A 16876-nucleotide genomic window follows, 5' to 3' on the forward strand; every position below is an offset into this window, starting at 1 on the left:
ACCGCCTCACTTTTTAAACTTCCGGAAGAATTTTCTGCGCTCCTCATAATTGTTGTCGCCCACGCTCTCGGCAAATTTTTTCAATGCCTCTTTCTGCTCCCGGTTCAGGTTTCTCGGAGTTTCAATGTACACCGTCACATACTGGTCGCCCCGACCCCGGCCGTTGATAGCAGGGATGCCCTTTCCCTTCAGCCGGAAGGTGGTGCCGCTCTGGGTCCCCTCCGGCAGGTCGTACTTCACCTTGCCGTCTATGGTGGGAATCTCCAGCTCCGCACCCAGGACCGCCTGTGCGAAAGTGATCGGCGCGTCGCAAAGAACGCTGGTCCCCTCCCGGCGGAAGAGCTCATGGGGCCGGACGGTGATCGTCACCAACAGATCGCCTGCCGGCCCGCCGTTTTTGCCGGCGCTGCCCTGCCCCCTGACAGAGATGGTCTGCCCATTGTCAATACCTGCGGGAATGCTGACCTGAATGGTCTTGCGCCTGCGCACTGCGCCGCTGCCCCGGCAGTCAGGGCAGGGCTGGTGGATGATCTTGCCCTTTCCGCCGCACCTGCCGCAGGGAGAGCTTGTGGCAAAGACCCCCATGGGAGTCTGCCGCCGCACCTGCACCTGGCCGGTACCATGGCAGTCTGGGCAAACCTCTGGCGTGGTACCGGCAGCGCAGCCGTTTCCATGACAGGTGCCGCACTGCTCCATCCGGTCTACACTAACCTCCTTCTCGCAGCCGAAGGCGGCCTCCTCAAAGCTGATGGCCAGGGACAGACGGATACTCTCGCCCCGCTGGGGCGCGTTGGGATTCGTGCGGCGGCCGCCGCCAAATCCCCCGCCGAAGAAGCTGCCGAAGATGTCCCCCAGATCGCCGAAGTCAAAGCCGCCGTCAAATCCGCCGCCGGCGCCGCCGGCACCGTAGTTGGGGTCCACTCCGGCAAAGCCGAACTGGTCGTAGCGGGCCTTCTTGTTGGGGTCAGAGAGAATTTCGTAGGCCTCGTTGACCTCCTTAAACTTCTCCTCCGCCTCCTTGTTATCGGGATTCAGATCCGGATGGTATTTGCGCGCCAGCTTCTTATATGCCTTCTTGATCTCATCCTCGGACGCCCCCTTGGACACGCCCAGGACCTCATAATAGTCTCGTTTCTGTTCAGCCATATCCATATACCTCGCTCAAGGACGTTGCCAACTCCCGTGAAAACGCACAGGAGCGCAGACGGGGCCATGCCCCGTCCGCGCGGCCTGCTCCTATTTTACTTGTTCTGATCGTCCTCGTCAACAACCTTATAATCTGCGTCGTAATATTGTCCCTGCTGGGCTCCGCCGTCTCCCTGCGCGCCCATGTCGGGGCCGGCGGCTCCGCCCTGGGGATTCGCCTGCTGATAGAGCTTTTCGCTCACCGCGTAGAACGCCTGGGTCAGCGCCTCCGTGTCCGCCTTGATGGCGGCGGTGTCAGTGCCCTTTAAAGTCTCTTTCAGCTTATCCAGAGCGGACTGAACCTTGGCCTTTTCATCGGCGGGAATCTTGTCGCCCATTTCAGAGAGGGTCTTTTCGCTCTGGTAGACCATCTGGTCAGCCTGGTTGCGAACCTCCACCTCTTCCTTCATTTTCTTGTCCTGGGCGGCGTACTGCTCTGCCTCCTTCACGGCCTTTTCGATGTCGTCCTTGCTCATGTTGGAGGAGGAGGTGATGGTGATATGCTGCTCCTTGCCGGTGCCCAGGTCCTTGGCGGAGACGTTCACAATGCCGTTGGCGTCGATATCAAACGTGACTTCAATCTGGGGCACGCCGCGGCGGGCCGGGGCAATGCCGTCCAGATGGAAGCGGCCCAGAGACTTGTTGGCTGCGGCCATCTCCCGCTCGCCCTGGAGGACGTTCACCTCCACGCTGGTCTGGTTGTCGGCGGCGGTGGAGAAGATCTGGCTTTTCTTCACGGGGATGGTGGTATTACGCTCAATGAGCTTCGTGCACACGCCGCCCATGGTCTCAATGCCAAGGGAGAGCGGTGTTACGTCCAGCAGCAGCAGACCCTTCACATCGCCGGTCAGAACGCCTGCCTGGAGGGCAGCGCCCATGGCCACGCATTCATCGGGATTAATGCCCTTGAAGGGGTCGCTGCCGGTAAAGTTCTTCACGGCCTCCTGCACGGCGGGAATCCGGCTGGACCCGCCCACCAGCAGCACCTTGCTCAGGTCGGAGGGCTTCAGCCCCGCATCGGACATGGCCTGACGCACAGGACCCATGGTGGCGTCCACCAGGTGGCTCGTCAGCTCGTTGAACTTGGCCCGGGTGAGGGTCATGTCCAGGTGCTTGGGGCCGGAGGCGTCTGCTGTGATATAGGGGAGGTTGATGTTGCTGGTGGTGACGCCGGAGAGCTCGATCTTAGCCTTTTCGGCGGCCTCCTTGAGGCGCTGCATGGCCACCTTGTCGCCGCTGAGGTCCACGCCCTCGGTGCGCTTGAACTCGCTCACGAGATACTTCATCACGCACTCGTCAAAATCGTCGCCGCCCAGACGGTTGTTGCCGGCAGTTGCCAGCACCTCAATCACGCCGTCGTCAATCTCCAGGATGGACACATCGAAAGTACCGCCGCCCAGGTCATAGACCATGATCCTCTGGCTCTGTTCCTTATCCACGCCATAGGCCAGGGCTGCGGCGGTAGGCTCGTTGATGATCCGCTTCACATCCAGGCCGGCGATCTTGCCCGCGTCCTTGGTGGCCTGGCGCTGGGAGTCGGTGAAATATGCGGGCACGGTGATGACCGCCTCGGTGACCGTACTGCCCAGGTACGCCTCGGCGTCGGCTTTCAGCTTCTGCAAAATCATGGCGCTGATCTCCTGGGGCGTATAGGCCTTGCCGTCTACTGTAACCTTATGATCGGAGCCCATCTCCCGCTTGATGGAAGAGATGGTACGGTCCGGGTTCGTAATGGCCTGACGCTTGGCCACCTGCCCCACCATGCGCTCGCCGGTCTTGGAGAACGCCACCACAGAGGGCGTTGTGCGGTTGCCCTCGGCGTTGGGAATGACGACGGCCTCGCCGCCCTCCATCACAGCCACGCAGGAGTTGGTTGTACCAAGATCGATACCGATAACTTTAGACATAAATGAATTCCTCCTAAATCTATCGAAAAAGTTCATTGACTCATAACAGGTAATCTATTTGCTCGCGGCTCCTATCTTTTCCCACCGAAGCACAGCTCCTGTGCAATCAATACCATCGCAATTTCCAATGGGCGACGGAAATACTGGACTCTACTCAGTTGGCAACCTGTACAATCGCGTGCCGGATCACCTTATCGCCCATGCGGAATCCCGCCTGAAAGACCTGTGCCACCGTATTTTCCCCAAAGGAGTCGTTTTCCACATGCATAACCGCGTTCATCCACTCCGGGTCAAAAGGCTGACCCTGGGCCTCAATTTCCTCCACACCCAGCTTCGCCAGTATTTCCTTATACTGCTGGAAAATCATATCCAACCCCTTTTTATGAGGGGAATCCTCTCCGCCGCCCGCGGCGGAGGCCCGTTCCAGATTGTCATACACCGCCAGGAACTCCTTGATGGTGTCTGCCTTGGCATCTTGATAAATGCCTTCCTTCTCCTTGGTGGTGCGCTTGCGGTAGTTTTCATACTCTGCAGTCTGGCGGATAAACTGATCCTTGACAGATTCCAGTTGCTTAGCCGCAATCTCCATTTGTTCCACCTGTTCCCGGGTGAAGGTATACTTTTCTTTTTTCTTCTTAGCCTTCTTCTCCGACTTCTCCTCGGTTTCCGGCTCAGGAGCACTCTTCGTCTCCTGCTCCGGATCAGGCTGAGAGGTTTCCTCCTGTGGCTGCTTATTCTCTTCGTTCATTTGTATCCTCCTTCGGGGGTAATTCCTGTTTTCCGAACAGCCGTGTCAGCCCCTCAGCAAAGCCGGTGAGTCGAGCTGCCACAGCGGCATAGTCCATTCTGGTGGGGCCCACCACACCGATCAGCCCCCGCATATCGTCCCCAATATCATAGCTGGCCACCACAACGCTGGTGTCTTTCAGTGCGTCACTGACGTTCTCCGGTCCGATCAAAATCTGCATCGGGCCATCCTCCGGCATGGGCAGCTCCTCCTTCCCATCCGCCAGAAAGCTCATCAGCTCATGCGCCTTATCGGCATCCCGGAATTCTGGGAGCTTTAAAAGTTCCTTGGCACCAGAGGTGATCACCTCCCGGTGTCCCACCTCTTCCAGTGTATCTGCTGCATAGGCCACAGTCTGGCTCAGCAGTAAAAACAGCGCTGGCGGAATCTGGTCCGCCACATTCATCAGCCGCCGGTTCATCTCCTCTGCTGAAGCCGCCACAAAATGACTGTTCAGCAAATTCACCAGCACCGGTATCTGCTCTACATCCACCTTCAGCTGCATCCTAAGCAGCTGGCTGCGGACCCGGTTATCACTCATCATCGCCACAACAATGCAGCTGTGCTCATCTACAGGCAGCAGTTCAAACCTTTGAACCGTGATGCTCTTGCGGCTGGCGGCAGCCACATAGGTAGGATAGCTCACCAGGGAGGAGGCCGCACGCCCCGCCTGGGAGATCACCCGGTCCAGCTCCTCCAGCTTGATCTGGAGAGCCTGGTTAATTTTTTCCGTCTCGGCCAGGGTCAGCTTCTGCCGTTCCATCAGTTCATTGACATAGAGCCGGTACCCTTTGGGAGAGGGAATTCGCCCGGCAGAAGTATGGGGCTGTTCCAGATATCCCATTTCCACCAAATCCGCCAGCTCGTTGCGGACCGTCGCGGAGCTGACACCCATTTCAGCGGCAATTCCCTTGGAACCAACCGGCTCGGCAGTGTGGACGTATTCCTCCACCACTACTTTCAAAATCTGTTTTTTTCGCTCTGAAAGCTCCACGGTCTCTTCCTCCGCCGGCCCCTGCTGCTGTAAATTAGCACTCCTTTTCCCTGAGTGCTAAAGTGAGTTTAGCACCCCGGGAAACCATTGTCAATGGATGGATATAAACAAATTGTAAACAAAGCAAGACGGGATTTTGAATTTTTTAAAATCCCGTCTTGCTCACCGATCTTTTCCACGAAAAAAGGAGCGCCATAGCGCTCCTTTTTCTATCATGAATATGTGTGCGGACGCTGCTGGCCGTCTCTCGACGGCGGGGAGACGGCAGTGCCGGCACTTCCTCAAGCGGTCTCAGGAAAGCAGGCTCTTCTGCCGCCGCAGCATCAGCACTAGGGGCAAGGCAATTGTAGCCATTGCGGCGGCATTCAGCACGCCTACACCTGCACGATATACGAAATCACCAAACACATAAGCAAAGCTATAATAGCCATAGAGCACACTGTCCAGCCAGTTCACCAACGTATTGCCCACGGTCGTGACCAGCGCTGCGCAGATGCAGGTGGCATAATAGGGTACCCGCCGATCTTCCAGCCGGTGTCCACTCTTCCACATCCGAATCGCCACCACACCAATTACCGCACCTCGCAGAGCCGGCGGAATCAGGTAAAGAACCGTGGTCGCAGTAACGCCATATGTCAGCAGCTGCTTAAAAAACTCTCCAATTCCCGCGACCAGAATCGCTTCTACTGGCCCACACAGCAATGCACTCACCACCACCGGCAGTGATCCGAAGGAAATCCGGACGTTGCCGATCTGAATCGCAACAAATACTGCCAGCGGAACATACAGCGCCGCCAAAATCGCAATGCGGCAAATACTTTTTGTGTTGAATCTGGACATAAAAATTCCTCCTTCTGTATTGGCAGCCCGTTTCGGGACGCCGCACAGAGGAGGTCTGACCTCTTCTAATGCGGCAGCGGGATTCAGAACACATACTGCAGACTTTTTCAGTCTTTTCGTCCAGAAAACAACTCCCCGTCTTTCCGGCACTATTTCACACATGTGCTCTTACTCTGCCCTGGTATGACCATCATAGCCCCTTTGCTGAAAAATTGCAAGAGAAAAGATGCCTCAAATCCAAAAATCTGAGGCATCTTTTCTTGTACGCTTTATTCGGCAGAAGCAGCAGCCTTCGCAGCAGCGGCTTTTTCAGCCTGTGCCTTCTTGACCGCCTTATACTTCTCCTTCTCCTCCGCCGTGGCGATGGGAAGGATCGCATCCCGCGGGCAGACCTTGGTGCACATCTTGCAGCCGATGCACTTATCGTAGTCCACAACCGCCACGCCGTTCACCACATGAATGGCGTCCTTTCTGCACTCCTTCTCGCACAGGCCGCAGCCGATGCAGGAACTGGAGCACACGCTCATGGCGGCCTTGCCCTTGTCCAGATTGGCACAGGCCACCCGCACCTTCTTCTCAGAGGCGGGCGCCAAATCAATCAGGTGCCGGGGACAGGCCTTGATGCAGGCCATACAGGCGGTGCACTTGTCTGGGTCCACTACGGCGGCGCCATTCGGGCCGATGGACATGGCACCGAACTGGCAGGCGTTTACGCAAGAGCCAAAGCCCAGGCAGCCGAACTGGCATTCCAAAGGACCGCCAGCCACCTTGGTGGCGGAGATGCAGTCCTTCACGCCCACATAATCATAGCGCTTCTTGGCGTTGATGCCGCCGTTGCAACGGACAAAGGCCACCTGGCGCTCCCCGGTGGGAGCAGACTGTCCCATGATCTCTGCAATCGCAGCGGCGTTCTCCGCGCCGGCGGGGGCGCAGGCGTTCACCGGAGCCTCGCCCGCCAGAATCGCGGCGGCGCAGCCGGCACAGCCAGGGTAGCCGCAGCCGCCGCAGTTAGCGCCTGCCAGGTGGCTGAGAATGGCCTCTTCCCGGGGGTCTTTTTTCACCTCAAACACCTTGGATGCGACAGCCAGAACCAGGCCGAACAGCGCGCCCAGAACACCCAGCACAAGAATCGCATATACAATATTCATGACATCCATTTCGGCGCCTCCTTACCAGACTTTCAGGCCGGAGAAGCCCATGAATGCCAGGGCCATGAGACCGGCGGTGATCAGAGCGATGGGGAAACCGTCCCAGCACTTGGGGTAGTCGGCAAACACCAGGCGCTCCCGGATGCTGGCAAACAGCACGATGGCCAGCAGGAAACCCAGGCCGCCGGTGATGCCGTACACCACGGAGGAGATGAAGTTATAGTTGTTCTGCACGTTCAGCAGCACCACGCCCAGCACCGCGCAGTTGGTGGTGATGAGGGGCAGGTAGATGCCCAGCGCCGTGTACAGGGAGGGCATCGCCTTCTGCAGGAACATCTCAATGAACTGCACCAGGGCGGCGATGACCAGGATGAAGGCCACCGTCTGCATGTACTCCAGGTCCAACGGAATCAGCACCAGCGCGTTGACTACATAGCACACCGCGGAGGCAAGGCCCATGACGAACGTCACGGCGATGCCCATGCCCACGGCGGTGTCCACCTTCTTGGACACGCCCAGGAACGGACAGCAGCCCAGGAACTGGGAGAAGATAAAGTTATTCGCCAGGATGGCGCCCAGCGTAATCGCCAGGAGTTCGTAGATCTGATCCATTATTTGCTCTCCTCCTTATTCTTCTTGGGCCGGGACAGCGCCCACTGCATCGCAGCAATCAGGGCCGCCAGCACCAGGAAGCCACCCACCGGCAGCGTCAGCACGCCAATGGGGAACTGCTCGGGCAGAATCCGGATACCGGCGCCGCCGTTGAGAAGGCCGCCGCCAAAGGTGCCGGTGCCCAGGAACTCCCGGATGATGCACATCACCATCAGCACCACTGTATAGCCAATGCCCTGGAAGATGCCGTCAAAGAAGGACGCGGCAATGCCGTTCTTATAGGAGAAGGACTCGGCACGGCCCAGGATGATGCAGTTCACCACGATCAAGGGGATGAACACACCCAGAGACTCCGCCAGAGCGGGCACAAATGCTTGGATCAGCAGATCTACACAGGTCACAAAGCCCGCAATCACCACAATAAACATGGCGATACGGATCTTATCCGGCACAATTTTGCGAATTGCGGAAATAATCACGTTGGAGAGCGTCAGAATGACAGTCACTGCCACACCCATGCCCAGACCGTTAAAAAACGATGTAGTGATGGCCATGGTAGAGCACATACCAAGCACCTGCACCAACACAGGGTTTTGCGTAATCAGGCCCTCCATAAATTGTTTTTTCAGATTCATAAGGCACTCCTCCCTTCTCAGCCCATGGCACCGGCCACAGCCAGCGCCGCGTTGACGCCGGTGGTGACGCCTCTGGTGGAGACCGTAGCGCCGGTGATGGCGTCCACATTGCTGCCCACCGCCAAGGTGCCGTCGGCAGCGCTCTTACCCTGGAACTGATCCAGGACGCCCACGCCGGAAGCCGTAGCCTCGTTGCCCATGACTTTTGTGCCGATGCCGGAGGTCTCGGAGTGAGAAACGATGGACACGCCGGTAACGGCGCCCTCGCCGTCCACGCCGACCATCATCTCAATGCTGCCCTGAGATCCGGACGCCACCACCTTAATGGCATAGCCCGCATTCTCGCCGCCCACCAGGACCTCATAGACAGAGTCCAGCGTGGCGCCAGCGCCCTCTGCGGCGGCGGTCATATCACCAGTGAGCTCCAGAGCATCCGAAAACTCAGTACCCTCGGGGTCAGCCACCACAGCCTTCATAGCCGCAACCGTATTTTCCCAGTTGATGGCGGCAATTTTCTCCTCGGTGATGGCGTTGACGCCGCCCAGCAGTCCCGCGACTACCACACAGGTGATCAGCAGCGTCACCGTCAGGGTGATGATGTACTTGGGGTCCATCTGGACCCGTTCCTTTTTCACTTCACTGCTCATTTCGCGGCTGCCTCCTTCTTGTCGGACTTCACCACGCCGAAGCGGGTGGGTTTCGTGTACTTGTCAATGAGAGGCACCAGCAGGTTCATCACCATGATGGAATAGCACACACCCTCGTTATAAGAGCCGAAATAGCGGATCAGAATTGTGAACAGTCCGCAGCCGATGCCGAAGATCACCTGTCCCTTCTTGGTGACGGGAGAGGTGGTGTAATCCGTGGCCATGAAGATGGCACCCAGGAACAGTCCCCCGCCAAAGATGCTGTACAGCATCCACTCTACGCCGGTGCCGGAGGTGGGGAACAAGAACGCCAACACCGCGACGGTGGCGATATAAGCCACGGGAGTCTGCCAGTTGATCACCTTGCGCCACACCAGGTAAATTCCGCCGATCAGCAGCGCCAGGGCGGATACCTCGCCCATGGAGCCGGGGATGTTGCCCACAAACATGTCCGTGATGCTATACTTCTCCAGCAGCTCTGCAAATGCGCCGGTCTTCATCATGGCCAGTGGGGTGGCGGTGGTGATGATGTCGGCGTTGGAGCCGAAGAGTGCCGCCTTGTTCGCCAAGGGGTCCACCCAGGAGGTCATCGTTCCGGCATAGCTGGCCACCAGCACTGCACGGCCCGCCAGGGCGGGGTTCAAGAAGTTCTTACCGATGCCGCCGAAGAGCTGCTTGACCACAATGATGGCGAAGAAGTCGCCGATCAGGATCATCCAGTAGGGCATCTGCACCGGGCAGACAAAGGCCAGCAGCATGCCGGTGACAGCACAGCTGAGGTCGCCCACGGACTGGGGCCTTTTCATCAGCTTGCGGTACAGCCACTCCCAGAAGAAGCAGCCAGCCACGGATACAGCCGTCAGCGTCAGTGCCCGCAGGCCAAAGCGAATACAGGCGAACAGCAGCGCGGGCAGCATGGCGATGATCACATCCAGCATGATGGAACGGGTGGTCTCATGGCCCCGGATGTGGGGGGAGGATGTGGCGATGAGTTTGAGATTCTTGTAATCCGTCATTTGTTTACGGCCTCCTTCTGCTCTTGTGCAGCCTTCTTGGCCTCGGCGGCAGCCTTGTCAGCGGCCATCTTGTCCTTCACCAGCTGCTTGCCGGTCTTGAACATATGGGTCAGATGCATCCGGGCGGGGCAGGCATAAGCACAGGCGCCGCACTCCATGCAGTCCATGATGTGGGCGTCATTCAGCTCATCCACCATGCCCTTGGAGGCATACTGGTACATAAAGAGCGGCTCCAGATGCATCGGGCATGCGGCCACACACTTGCCGCAGCGGATACACTGGGGATTCTCCACCGTCTGTTCCTCATTCTCACAGAAGGCAAGCATGGCGCCGGTGCCCTTGCCCACGGGAATATCAGCTGTATACTGGGCCATGCCCATCATGGGACCGCCGGCAATCAGCTTGTAAGTACCTTCCTTCAGCCCGCCGCAGAAGTCAAACAAGCAGGAGACCGGTGTGCCGATGGGACACTCTACGTTCTTAGGCTCCACCACACCGGAGCCGGAGACCGTCACAATTTTATGCACCACGGGCATCCCCTGGGTGATGGCCCGGTAGATGGCGCAGGTTGTGTTGATGTTGAACACCGCGCAGCCAATGTTGGAGGGCAGTCCCCCGGGAGGCACCTGCTTACCGGTGATCGCCTGGCACAGCTGCTTCTCGCCGCCCTGGGGGTAGCGGCAGCGCAGGGGCTCCACCACCACGGGGGCATTCTTTTCGGCAATGACCTTTCTCATAGCGTCAATGCCGTTTTGCTTGTTGTCCTCCACGCCGATGACAACCTTGTCCACGCCGAACATCTTCGCAAGATATGTAGCGCCGCCGATGATCTCCTCAGGCCGCTCCAGCATGGTGCGGTGGTCACCGGTAATATAGGGCTCGCACTCCGCGCCGTTGATGATAACTGTGTGCACCTGGCCGATGCCGCCGGAAATTTTGACGTGGGTGGGGAACGTGGCGCCGCCCATGCCCACAATGCCGGCGTTTTTCACAGCCTCGATCATCTCTTCCACGGACAAAGCGCCCGGGTCTGCCGGAGCCTGAACCTCCTCAGACAGCGCATCCTGGAAATCGTTTTCGATGACAACAGACATCATGTTGCCGCCCATGGAATAGGGCCGGGGTTCCACAACCTTGACGGTTCCGGACACACTTGCATGAATCGGCGCGCCCAAGCCGCGAAACTCACCGATCTTCTGTCCCACCTTCACGTGGTCGCCGGCTTTCACCAAAGGCGTACACGGTGCGCCGAAATGCATCGACATGGGGATGACCACCTCTGCCGGAGCTGGCAGCTTCTCGATGGCCTTTTCATTGGTCGCGGCCTTCATATCATGGGGATGAACGCCGCCAAAGAAAGCTTGTGCCATTTCTTCACCTCATTTTTACTCCTGATAACCCCTCCCGGGCGTCGGAATACCCTCGTCCGCACCGGCGCGAACGAGGTAAACACGCTGAGAAGCTTATCACATACTGCGTTTTATTTTACACCCAAAGTTTAAAAATGTCCATACTATGAACGACGTTTTTTGAGGAAATGTGTCCCTGTTTTTACATCTTTTTTATGTGAATTGCACCCTTTGCTCCCTTCTGCCGCTCTGTTTTGTTGCGCTTGTTTGGTTGCTTCTTTCTGTGAGATGTGATACACTGGTAAAAATTCATATTTAAAATCATACGGAGGTATGTTTCCATGACGGCTCAACTCATTGACCGACGGGCGTTAAAGGCGGAGACCCGTGAAACCCTGGCGGAAGCCCAGGTCTCCCCCAAGGCTTTTACCGCCCTGTATCTGGCCCTGGTCCTGGCTATGAATTTGGTGGATTCTTTTACCGGCATCGGCATGCTGGCCACGTTTGTCTCCATTCTGATCACCCTGCTGGCCCTGGTGCTGGAGGCGGGCTTCGTGCTCTACTGTATGGCAGTGCGCCAGGGGGAGCGTGCGGAGTTTCTCGCGCTGTTTGACGGCTTTTCCTTCGCCGGCAAGGTAATCGGACTGAGCATTGTAAAATATTTCTTTATCTTTCTCTGGTCCCTTCTCTTCACGATTCCCGGCATCATTGCCGCCTACCGGTATCGCTTCGCCCTGTATAATCTCTGCGAAAATCCTGAAATCAGCATTATGGAAGCTCTGGACATGAGCAAGCGGCAGACTCTTGGTTACAAGGGCCAGCTTTTCATGTTGGATTTGAGCTACCTGGGCTGGGCGCTGCTGGCAGGCGTCCCTTCGCTCATTTACTCCTTTGCATTTTATCAGCAGCTGTTCCTTCAAATGGCGGCGCCCTATGGCGTCGCCATGCAGGACGCCGCTTTGTGGGCTGCTGTGACTGGTCTTTTGCCCGCCTGGGGCTGGACGCTGGCCATGGGGCTTTGGCAGATGGCGGTTGCAGTCTTTTACCTCCCCAACTACCAATGTGTGGAGCTTGGCTATTTTGAAACCGCCAAATCCACCTCCGGCATCGGGTATGGCACCCCACCCCGGCAGGATTCCTGGGGGCGCGGAGGCCCTGATAATCTGGGTGGCTTTTAAAGGTCTATTTCCATAGAAATGTACAGCGCCCCTGCGGTTTTTAGAACCGCAGGGGCGTGTTTTTTTCCTTTAAAGGTTGGGGAAACGCCCCCGGACATAGCCGCTCCTCCGCAGGGTCATTGCCAGCAGAGTGGACGCAGCCAAGCCAAACGCGGCCTGCACCAGGTTGCTGGGAATTCCAACAGCGCTGGCCGACAGGCACACACCAAGCCGGCCGCCGCCATTGATCAGCATCAGCAGCGCGTCAAACAACCAATAGCCCGCCACCATAACAGCTTCTGCCGCGGTGGCGCACACCACCATCCCCCACGCTTTCTTCCCCGCCGCCCGGTACAGCATAGCCGCCAGCAGGCCCATAGCCGCTTTGATCACCAGTGTGGCAGGTACATACACCGTATAACCCGACAGCAAATCCGCCAGGGCCGGACCCACACCTCCGGCGGCGGCCCCCAATGCCGGTCCCAGCAAATAGGCTCCCAGGATCACCACGGTATCTCCCAGATTCAGATATCCCCCCGTAGGAGATGGAATCTGTAAAACCAGGGTTGCCACGCAGCCCAGTGCCGCAAAAAGGCCTGTCATCACCAGGGCCCGGGTCTGTCCCATCTGCCGGGCCGAGGCCCGTTCCAATCGCTGTTCCATATCATTCGCTCCCTTCTAAACGTTTCTTGTTGCCATCATAACGCGCAAGTGATATGATGAAAATAACCAATTTCTAATTTTTTTACCAGTCCAGATCGGAGGTCTTTATGTTTACATACCGCTTGGAGGCTCAAAACGGCCTGCCGCTCTATGAAGCCCTGTACCGCCATATCCGGCAAGACATTCTCAGCGGCGCCCTGACGGCCGGGGAACGGCTCCCTTCCAAGCGGTCCCTGGCCGAGCATCTTCAAATCTCCGTTATGACCGTAGAGACTGCCTACCATCAATTGGAGGCGGAAGGGTATCTCTACGCGCTTCCAAAACGAGGCTTTTTTGTCAGCGCCGTGGACCACCTTCCCACCCCCGCCGCCCCCACCGCGATTCCTCCGGAGCCAGAGGCACCCAAGTGGCATCTGGACCTTGGCCGCAACCAGGTGGACTCCTCCCGCTTTCCGGCAGCCGCTTGGGCGCGCCTCACACGTCAAGTGCTTTCCGAGGGAAACTTTCTGGCTCCTGTTCCCCAGCAGGGACTCTATGCCCTGCGCCAAGCAATTGCCCGGGATCTGTGGGATTTCAAGGGCATGGCTGTTGCACCGGAACAAATTGTGGTGGGCGCCGGCGCGGAATACCTGTATCTTCTGCTGGCACAGCTGCTTGGCGCGAACGGCCGGACCGTTTTTGCCGTGGAGGAGCCGGGCTATCCCAAAATCCGCCAGGTCTACGGGAAGTGCGGCATTGTCTGCCGCCCGGTCCCGCTGGACTGCCAGGGAATGGCCCCGAAAGCCCTGGCTGCCTCCGGCGCCATGGCTGTCCATATCTCCCCCGCCCACCACTATCCCACAGGGTTGGTGACGCCCATTGGCCGGCGCCACGCGCTGCTGCGCTGGGCGGAGGCATCCGACGGCTTTATCATCGAGGATGATTATGACAGCGAGTTCCGCTTTACCGGCCGCCCTATCCCCACGCTTCAGAGTATCGACAGCGGCGGGCGGGTCATCTATCTCAACACATTTTCCCAGACCATCTCCCCCTCCATGCGGGTGGGCTTCATGGTGCTGCCGCCCACGCTGCTGGAGCGCTACCGGATGGAGCTGAATTTTTATGCCTGCGCGGTGCCTGTGCTGGACCAATATGTTTTGGCCCGTTTTTTGGACAGGGGATACTATGAGCAACACCTCTCCCGGATGCGCAAGGAATACCGTGCCCGCAGAGCAGCGGTGATGGACGCCTTTACCCGGAGCACCTTTGCCAGCCGTATCGAAATTTCTGAACAGGGCGCAGGGCTCCACTTCCTCCTGCGGCTGGAAACCTCGCAAAGCGACGCGGAGCTGCGGGAGCGGGCGGCACAGCTGGGCGTGCGGCTGGGCTTCCTATCAGACTATGCCGCAGTCCCCAATCCCGCATACGCTCACACTCTGGTGGTCAATTATGCCGGTCTGGACCCAGCCCGGCTGCATGAAACCATGGCGCTGCTGTCACAAATCTTCTCTCTTTGACACAGCGGGCTTCTATGCCTTTGAAACTTTACAGAAACTTCATGAAAAAGCAGCTCTCCGCGCCTTGCCGCCGAAACAATTTTGTGGTATGATACCCGCAACGCGGCTGTTTGTCCGCATGTTTGTCCCTCTGGATTCTCCATATTTTTACAATTGTCTGTGGCTGTGGGCTGCGGTCGATTCTCTCTGGTTTCCGTGAAAGGAGCTTTGCATACATGGACCAAAACAAGAAAAACAATCAAAAACCGGGGCGGCCCGGCGGCGGAAAGGGTGGCGGCTGGCAGGGCCTGATCCAGGTCATCTGCTGGGCCGGTGTGCTGGCAATTCTATTGAGCTATGCCAACAACTATATGCGCAGCGCTGGCACCCAGTCCTCTTCCGTAGAGGTGCCATACAGCACGTTCATAACCATGGTGGAAAGCGGCGATGTCTCCCACGTGGATTTTGACAACGAGGAGGCCATTCTCCTCATTACGCCCGAGGATGGCTATATTTATACCGACCCGGACGGCGTCTCGTACAGGAAAAGCACCTCGGAAGACGGTGTCGCCCTCTATACCCCCGTCGGCTCTGAGGATGGCCAGCAGCCGGTGGCTCTGCAGCTCTTCACCGTCCAGATTGAAAGTAATGACGCGGTGATCGCCTTTCTGAAAACAGACTCCGACCTCACATTTAATAAGGATTATCAGGCGCCCATGAGCCCCCTGTTGCTGGTGCTGGTAAATATGCTGCCCTTCCTGATTATTCTTTTGGTCATGTCCCTGGGTATGAGCTGGCTTGCCAAAAAGGGCATGGGCGGCATGGGTGGTATCGGCGGCGTCGGCAAGGCCAACGCCAAGGTCTATATGGAAAAGCAGACTGGCGTCACCTTCCGGGACGTGGCCGGTCAGGACGAGGCCAAGGAATCTCTGACAGAGATCATTGATTTCCTCCACAACCCCCAGAAATACACGGATATTGGTGCCAAGCTCCCCAAGGGCGCGCTGCTGGTGGGCCCTCCGGGCACCGGTAAAACGCTGCTGGCCAAGGCCGTGGCCGGCGAGGCCAACGTCCCCTTTTTCTCCATCTCCGGCTCGGACTTTGTGGAGATGTTCGTGGGCGTGGGCGCCTCGCGGGTCCGGGACCTCTTCAAGGAGGCCAGCAAGGTGGCTCCCTGCATCGTGTTCATCGACGAGATCGACACCATCGGCAAATCCCGGGACAACCGCATGGGCGGCAACGACGAGCGGGAGCAGACCCTGAACCAGCTTCTGGCGGAGATGGACGGCTTCGACCCCACCAAGGGCGTCATTCTGCTGGCCGCCACCAACCGTCCCGAGGTGCTGGATCAGGCGCTGCTTCGTCCCGGCCGCTTTGACCGGCGCATCACTATCGACCGGCCCAACCTGGCGGGCCGCATCGCCACGCTCCAGGTTCACACTCGGAATATCAAGCTGGCGGAGGACGTAAACCTTAAAAAGGTAGCCCTGGCCACCGCCGGCTGCGTGGGCGCGGACCTCGCCAACCTGGTGAACGAGGCAGCCCTGCGGGCCGTCCGCAAGGGCCGCAAGCTGGTAACACAGGAGGATCTGCTGGCCGCCTTCGAGCTGGTCATTGCCGGCACGGAGAAGAAGGGCAGCGTCCTGACGGAATTTGAAAAGAAGCTGGTTGCTTATCATGAGGTGGGCCACGCCATGGTCGCCTATAAGCAGAAGAACACTGAGCCGGTGCAGAAGATCACCATCGTCCCCCACACCCAGGGGTCTCTCGGCTATACCCTGCTGATGCCGGAGGAGGATAAGACGGAGCTGCGGACCCGGGACGAGCTGATGGCTAAGATCACCGTCTCCATGGGCGGTCGCGCCGCAGAGGAGGTGGTGATGAACACCATGACCAACGGTGCCTCCCAAGACATCCAGGACGCCACCAACGTGGCGAGGAACATGGTGGCCATGTTTGGCATGAGTGATGAATTCGGCATGATGGCCCTGGCCTCCCGCCGCAACCAGTATCTGGACGGCGGCTATGGCATGGACTGCGCCCAGGAGACTGCCGCCCGGATGGACGTGGCTGTGAAGGAAATTCTGGACAAGTGCTATCAGTCCGCCGTGGAGGTCATCCGGGAGAACCGGGCGGACATGGACAAAGTGGTGGCGTATCTTCTGGAAAAGGAGACCATTACCGGCGCGGAGATGGTGGCCATTATTGAAGGGCGCGATCCCGAGCTGGTAGAAAATCCCTACGCTTCCACCCATTCTCAGGACGGCTTCCGGCCCTCAGCTCCCAACGAGATTGAGCCCGCCGCCAGGAAGGTGCATATGATCTCTCAAAAGATTGAAGCGCCGGAGGAGTCCGCCGAAGTCCCACAGGAGGCCCCTGAAGCCCCACCGGACTCCGGAGAAAACAGCGAGGAGCCGCCGGAAGCCCAGCCATAAACCAAAGGCGCACCAAAATGGTGCGC

15 protein-coding genes and 1 riboswitch are annotated in these 16876 nt (G+C 58.2%); of the genes, 3 read left to right on the forward strand and 12 right to left on the reverse strand.

Going from position 1 to position 16876, the window contains the following annotated elements; translation table 11 throughout:
* Positions 1 to 6 precede the first annotated feature (6 nt).
* The 11 genes from dnaJ to rsxC all read right to left on the reverse strand — a co-directional run bounded on the left by dnaJ (position 7) and on the right by rsxC (position 11141).
* Positions 7 to 1146, reverse strand: coding sequence for a molecular chaperone DnaJ (dnaJ, locus tag KJS55_RS05975; RefSeq protein ID WP_187027929.1), 1140 nt, complete (start codon positions 1144 to 1146; stop codon positions 7 to 9).
* 95 nt (positions 1147 to 1241) lie between these two features.
* Positions 1242 to 3092, reverse strand: coding sequence for a molecular chaperone DnaK (dnaK, locus tag KJS55_RS05980; RefSeq protein WP_187027928.1), 1851 nt, complete (start codon positions 3090 to 3092; stop codon positions 1242 to 1244).
* Positions 3093 to 3246: 154 nt separating this feature from the next.
* Positions 3247 to 3840, reverse strand: coding sequence for a nucleotide exchange factor GrpE (gene grpE / locus KJS55_RS05985; RefSeq protein WP_213542914.1), 594 nt, complete (start codon positions 3838 to 3840; stop codon positions 3247 to 3249).
* The gene (gene hrcA / locus KJS55_RS05990) at positions 3824 to 4873 is read right to left on the reverse strand and encodes a heat-inducible transcriptional repressor HrcA (protein WP_187027926.1); all 1050 of its coding nucleotides are present in this window, start codon (positions 4871 to 4873) and stop codon (positions 3824 to 3826) included. Before hrcA ends, grpE begins: the two co-directional genes overlap by 17 nt.
* A gap of 291 nt (positions 4874 to 5164) precedes the next feature.
* Positions 5165 to 5713 carry a folate family ECF transporter S component gene (locus KJS55_RS05995; protein ID WP_187027925.1) on the reverse strand — a complete coding sequence of 183 codons (549 nt, stop codon included), beginning with the start codon at positions 5711 to 5713 and terminating at the stop codon, positions 5165 to 5167.
* 72 nt (positions 5714 to 5785) lie between these two features.
* Positions 5786 to 5891: riboswitch (THF riboswitch) on the reverse strand.
* A 91-nt stretch (positions 5892 to 5982) separates the two neighbouring features.
* Positions 5983 to 6870, reverse strand: coding sequence for an RnfABCDGE type electron transport complex subunit B (locus KJS55_RS06000; protein ID WP_228300473.1), 888 nt, complete (start codon positions 6868 to 6870; stop codon positions 5983 to 5985).
* Positions 6871 to 6882: 12 nt separating this feature from the next.
* Positions 6883 to 7473 carry an electron transport complex subunit RsxA gene (rsxA, locus tag KJS55_RS06005; RefSeq protein WP_187027924.1) on the reverse strand — a complete coding sequence of 197 codons (591 nt, stop codon included), beginning with the start codon at positions 7471 to 7473 and terminating at the stop codon, positions 6883 to 6885.
* Positions 7473 to 8108, reverse strand: a complete 636-nt coding sequence (rsxE, locus tag KJS55_RS06010) for an electron transport complex subunit RsxE (protein WP_187027923.1) — start codon at positions 8106 to 8108, stop codon at positions 7473 to 7475. The genes rsxA and rsxE overlap by 1 nt, the downstream gene beginning before the upstream one ends.
* 17 nt (positions 8109 to 8125) lie before the next feature.
* Positions 8126 to 8755: an RnfABCDGE type electron transport complex subunit G gene (locus KJS55_RS06015; RefSeq protein WP_213542915.1), complete on the reverse strand. Its 630-nt coding sequence runs from the start codon at positions 8753 to 8755 to the stop codon at positions 8126 to 8128.
* Positions 8752 to 9771 carry an RnfABCDGE type electron transport complex subunit D gene (locus KJS55_RS06020; protein ID WP_187027921.1) on the reverse strand — a complete coding sequence of 340 codons (1020 nt, stop codon included), beginning with the start codon at positions 9769 to 9771 and terminating at the stop codon, positions 8752 to 8754. Before KJS55_RS06020 ends, KJS55_RS06015 begins: the two co-directional genes overlap by 4 nt.
* Positions 9768 to 11141, reverse strand: coding sequence for an electron transport complex subunit RsxC (gene rsxC / locus KJS55_RS06025; RefSeq protein ID WP_187027920.1), 1374 nt, complete (start codon positions 11139 to 11141; stop codon positions 9768 to 9770). The genes KJS55_RS06020 and rsxC overlap by 4 nt, the downstream gene beginning before the upstream one ends.
* A gap of 320 nt (positions 11142 to 11461) precedes the next feature.
* Between rsxC and KJS55_RS06030 the strand changes: the two genes are divergently transcribed.
* A complete protein-coding gene (locus tag KJS55_RS06030) occupies positions 11462 to 12298 on the forward strand; it encodes a DUF975 family protein (RefSeq protein ID WP_213542916.1) in 837 nt (278 codons plus the stop codon).
* Between the two features lie 69 nt (positions 12299 to 12367).
* On the opposite strand, the gene KJS55_RS06035 is transcribed toward KJS55_RS06030, so the two are convergent.
* Positions 12368 to 12940 carry an ECF transporter S component gene (locus KJS55_RS06035; protein WP_213542917.1) on the reverse strand — a complete coding sequence of 191 codons (573 nt, stop codon included), beginning with the start codon at positions 12938 to 12940 and terminating at the stop codon, positions 12368 to 12370.
* 107 nt (positions 12941 to 13047) lie between these two features.
* Here KJS55_RS06035 and pdxR point away from each other — a divergent pair, with 107 nt between their 5' ends.
* Both pdxR and ftsH read left to right on the forward strand, forming a co-directional pair.
* Positions 13048 to 14436 carry a MocR-like pyridoxine biosynthesis transcription factor PdxR gene (gene pdxR, locus KJS55_RS06040; protein WP_213542918.1) on the forward strand — a complete coding sequence of 463 codons (1389 nt, stop codon included), beginning with the start codon at positions 13048 to 13050 and terminating at the stop codon, positions 14434 to 14436.
* A gap of 215 nt (positions 14437 to 14651) precedes the next feature.
* Positions 14652 to 16850 (forward strand): ATP-dependent zinc metalloprotease FtsH, encoded by a 2199-nt coding sequence (gene ftsH / locus KJS55_RS06045; protein ID WP_187027916.1) that lies wholly within the window; start codon positions 14652 to 14654, stop codon positions 16848 to 16850.
* Positions 16851 to 16876: the final 26 nt, after the last annotated feature.

The sequence above is a fragment of the Pusillibacter faecalis genome, assembly GCF_018408705.1.
Lineage (GTDB): Bacteria > Bacillota > Clostridia > Oscillospirales > Oscillospiraceae > Oscillibacter > Oscillibacter faecalis.

What these genes read in the sequence shown, in the direction of transcription:
- ftsH (WP_187027916.1), top strand. Translation starts at nt 14,652, where the DNA reads ATGGACCAAAACAAGAAAAACAATCAAAAACCGGGGCGGCCCGGCGGC.
- pdxR (WP_213542918.1), top strand. Translation starts at nt 13,048, where the DNA reads ATGTTTACATACCGCTTGGAGGCTCAAAACGGCCTGCCGCTCTATGAA.
- KJS55_RS06015 (WP_213542915.1), bottom strand. Translation starts at nt 8,755, where the DNA reads ATGAGCAGTGAAGTGAAAAAGGAACGGGTCCAGATGGACCCCAAGTAC.
- KJS55_RS06030 (WP_213542916.1), top strand. Translation starts at nt 11,462, where the DNA reads ATGACGGCTCAACTCATTGACCGACGGGCGTTAAAGGCGGAGACCCGT.
- rsxA (WP_187027924.1), bottom strand. Translation starts at nt 7,473, where the DNA reads ATGGATCAGATCTACGAACTCCTGGCGATTACGCTGGGCGCCATCCTG.
- dnaJ (WP_187027929.1), bottom strand. Translation starts at nt 1,146, where the DNA reads ATGGCTGAACAGAAACGAGACTATTATGAGGTCCTGGGCGTGTCCAAG.
- grpE (WP_213542914.1), bottom strand. Translation starts at nt 3,840, where the DNA reads ATGAACGAAGAGAATAAGCAGCCACAGGAGGAAACCTCTCAGCCTGAT.
- dnaK (WP_187027928.1), bottom strand. Translation starts at nt 3,092, where the DNA reads ATGTCTAAAGTTATCGGTATCGATCTTGGTACAACCAACTCCTGCGTG.
- rsxC (WP_187027920.1), bottom strand. Translation starts at nt 11,141, where the DNA reads ATGGCACAAGCTTTCTTTGGCGGCGTTCATCCCCATGATATGAAGGCC.
- KJS55_RS06020 (WP_187027921.1), bottom strand. Translation starts at nt 9,771, where the DNA reads ATGACGGATTACAAGAATCTCAAACTCATCGCCACATCCTCCCCCCAC.
- KJS55_RS05995 (WP_187027925.1), bottom strand. Translation starts at nt 5,713, where the DNA reads ATGTCCAGATTCAACACAAAAAGTATTTGCCGCATTGCGATTTTGGCG.
- rsxE (WP_187027923.1), bottom strand. Translation starts at nt 8,108, where the DNA reads ATGAATCTGAAAAAACAATTTATGGAGGGCCTGATTACGCAAAACCCT.
- KJS55_RS06035 (WP_213542917.1), bottom strand. Translation starts at nt 12,940, where the DNA reads ATGGAACAGCGATTGGAACGGGCCTCGGCCCGGCAGATGGGACAGACC.
- KJS55_RS06000 (WP_228300473.1), bottom strand. Translation starts at nt 6,870, where the DNA reads ATGGATGTCATGAATATTGTATATGCGATTCTTGTGCTGGGTGTTCTG.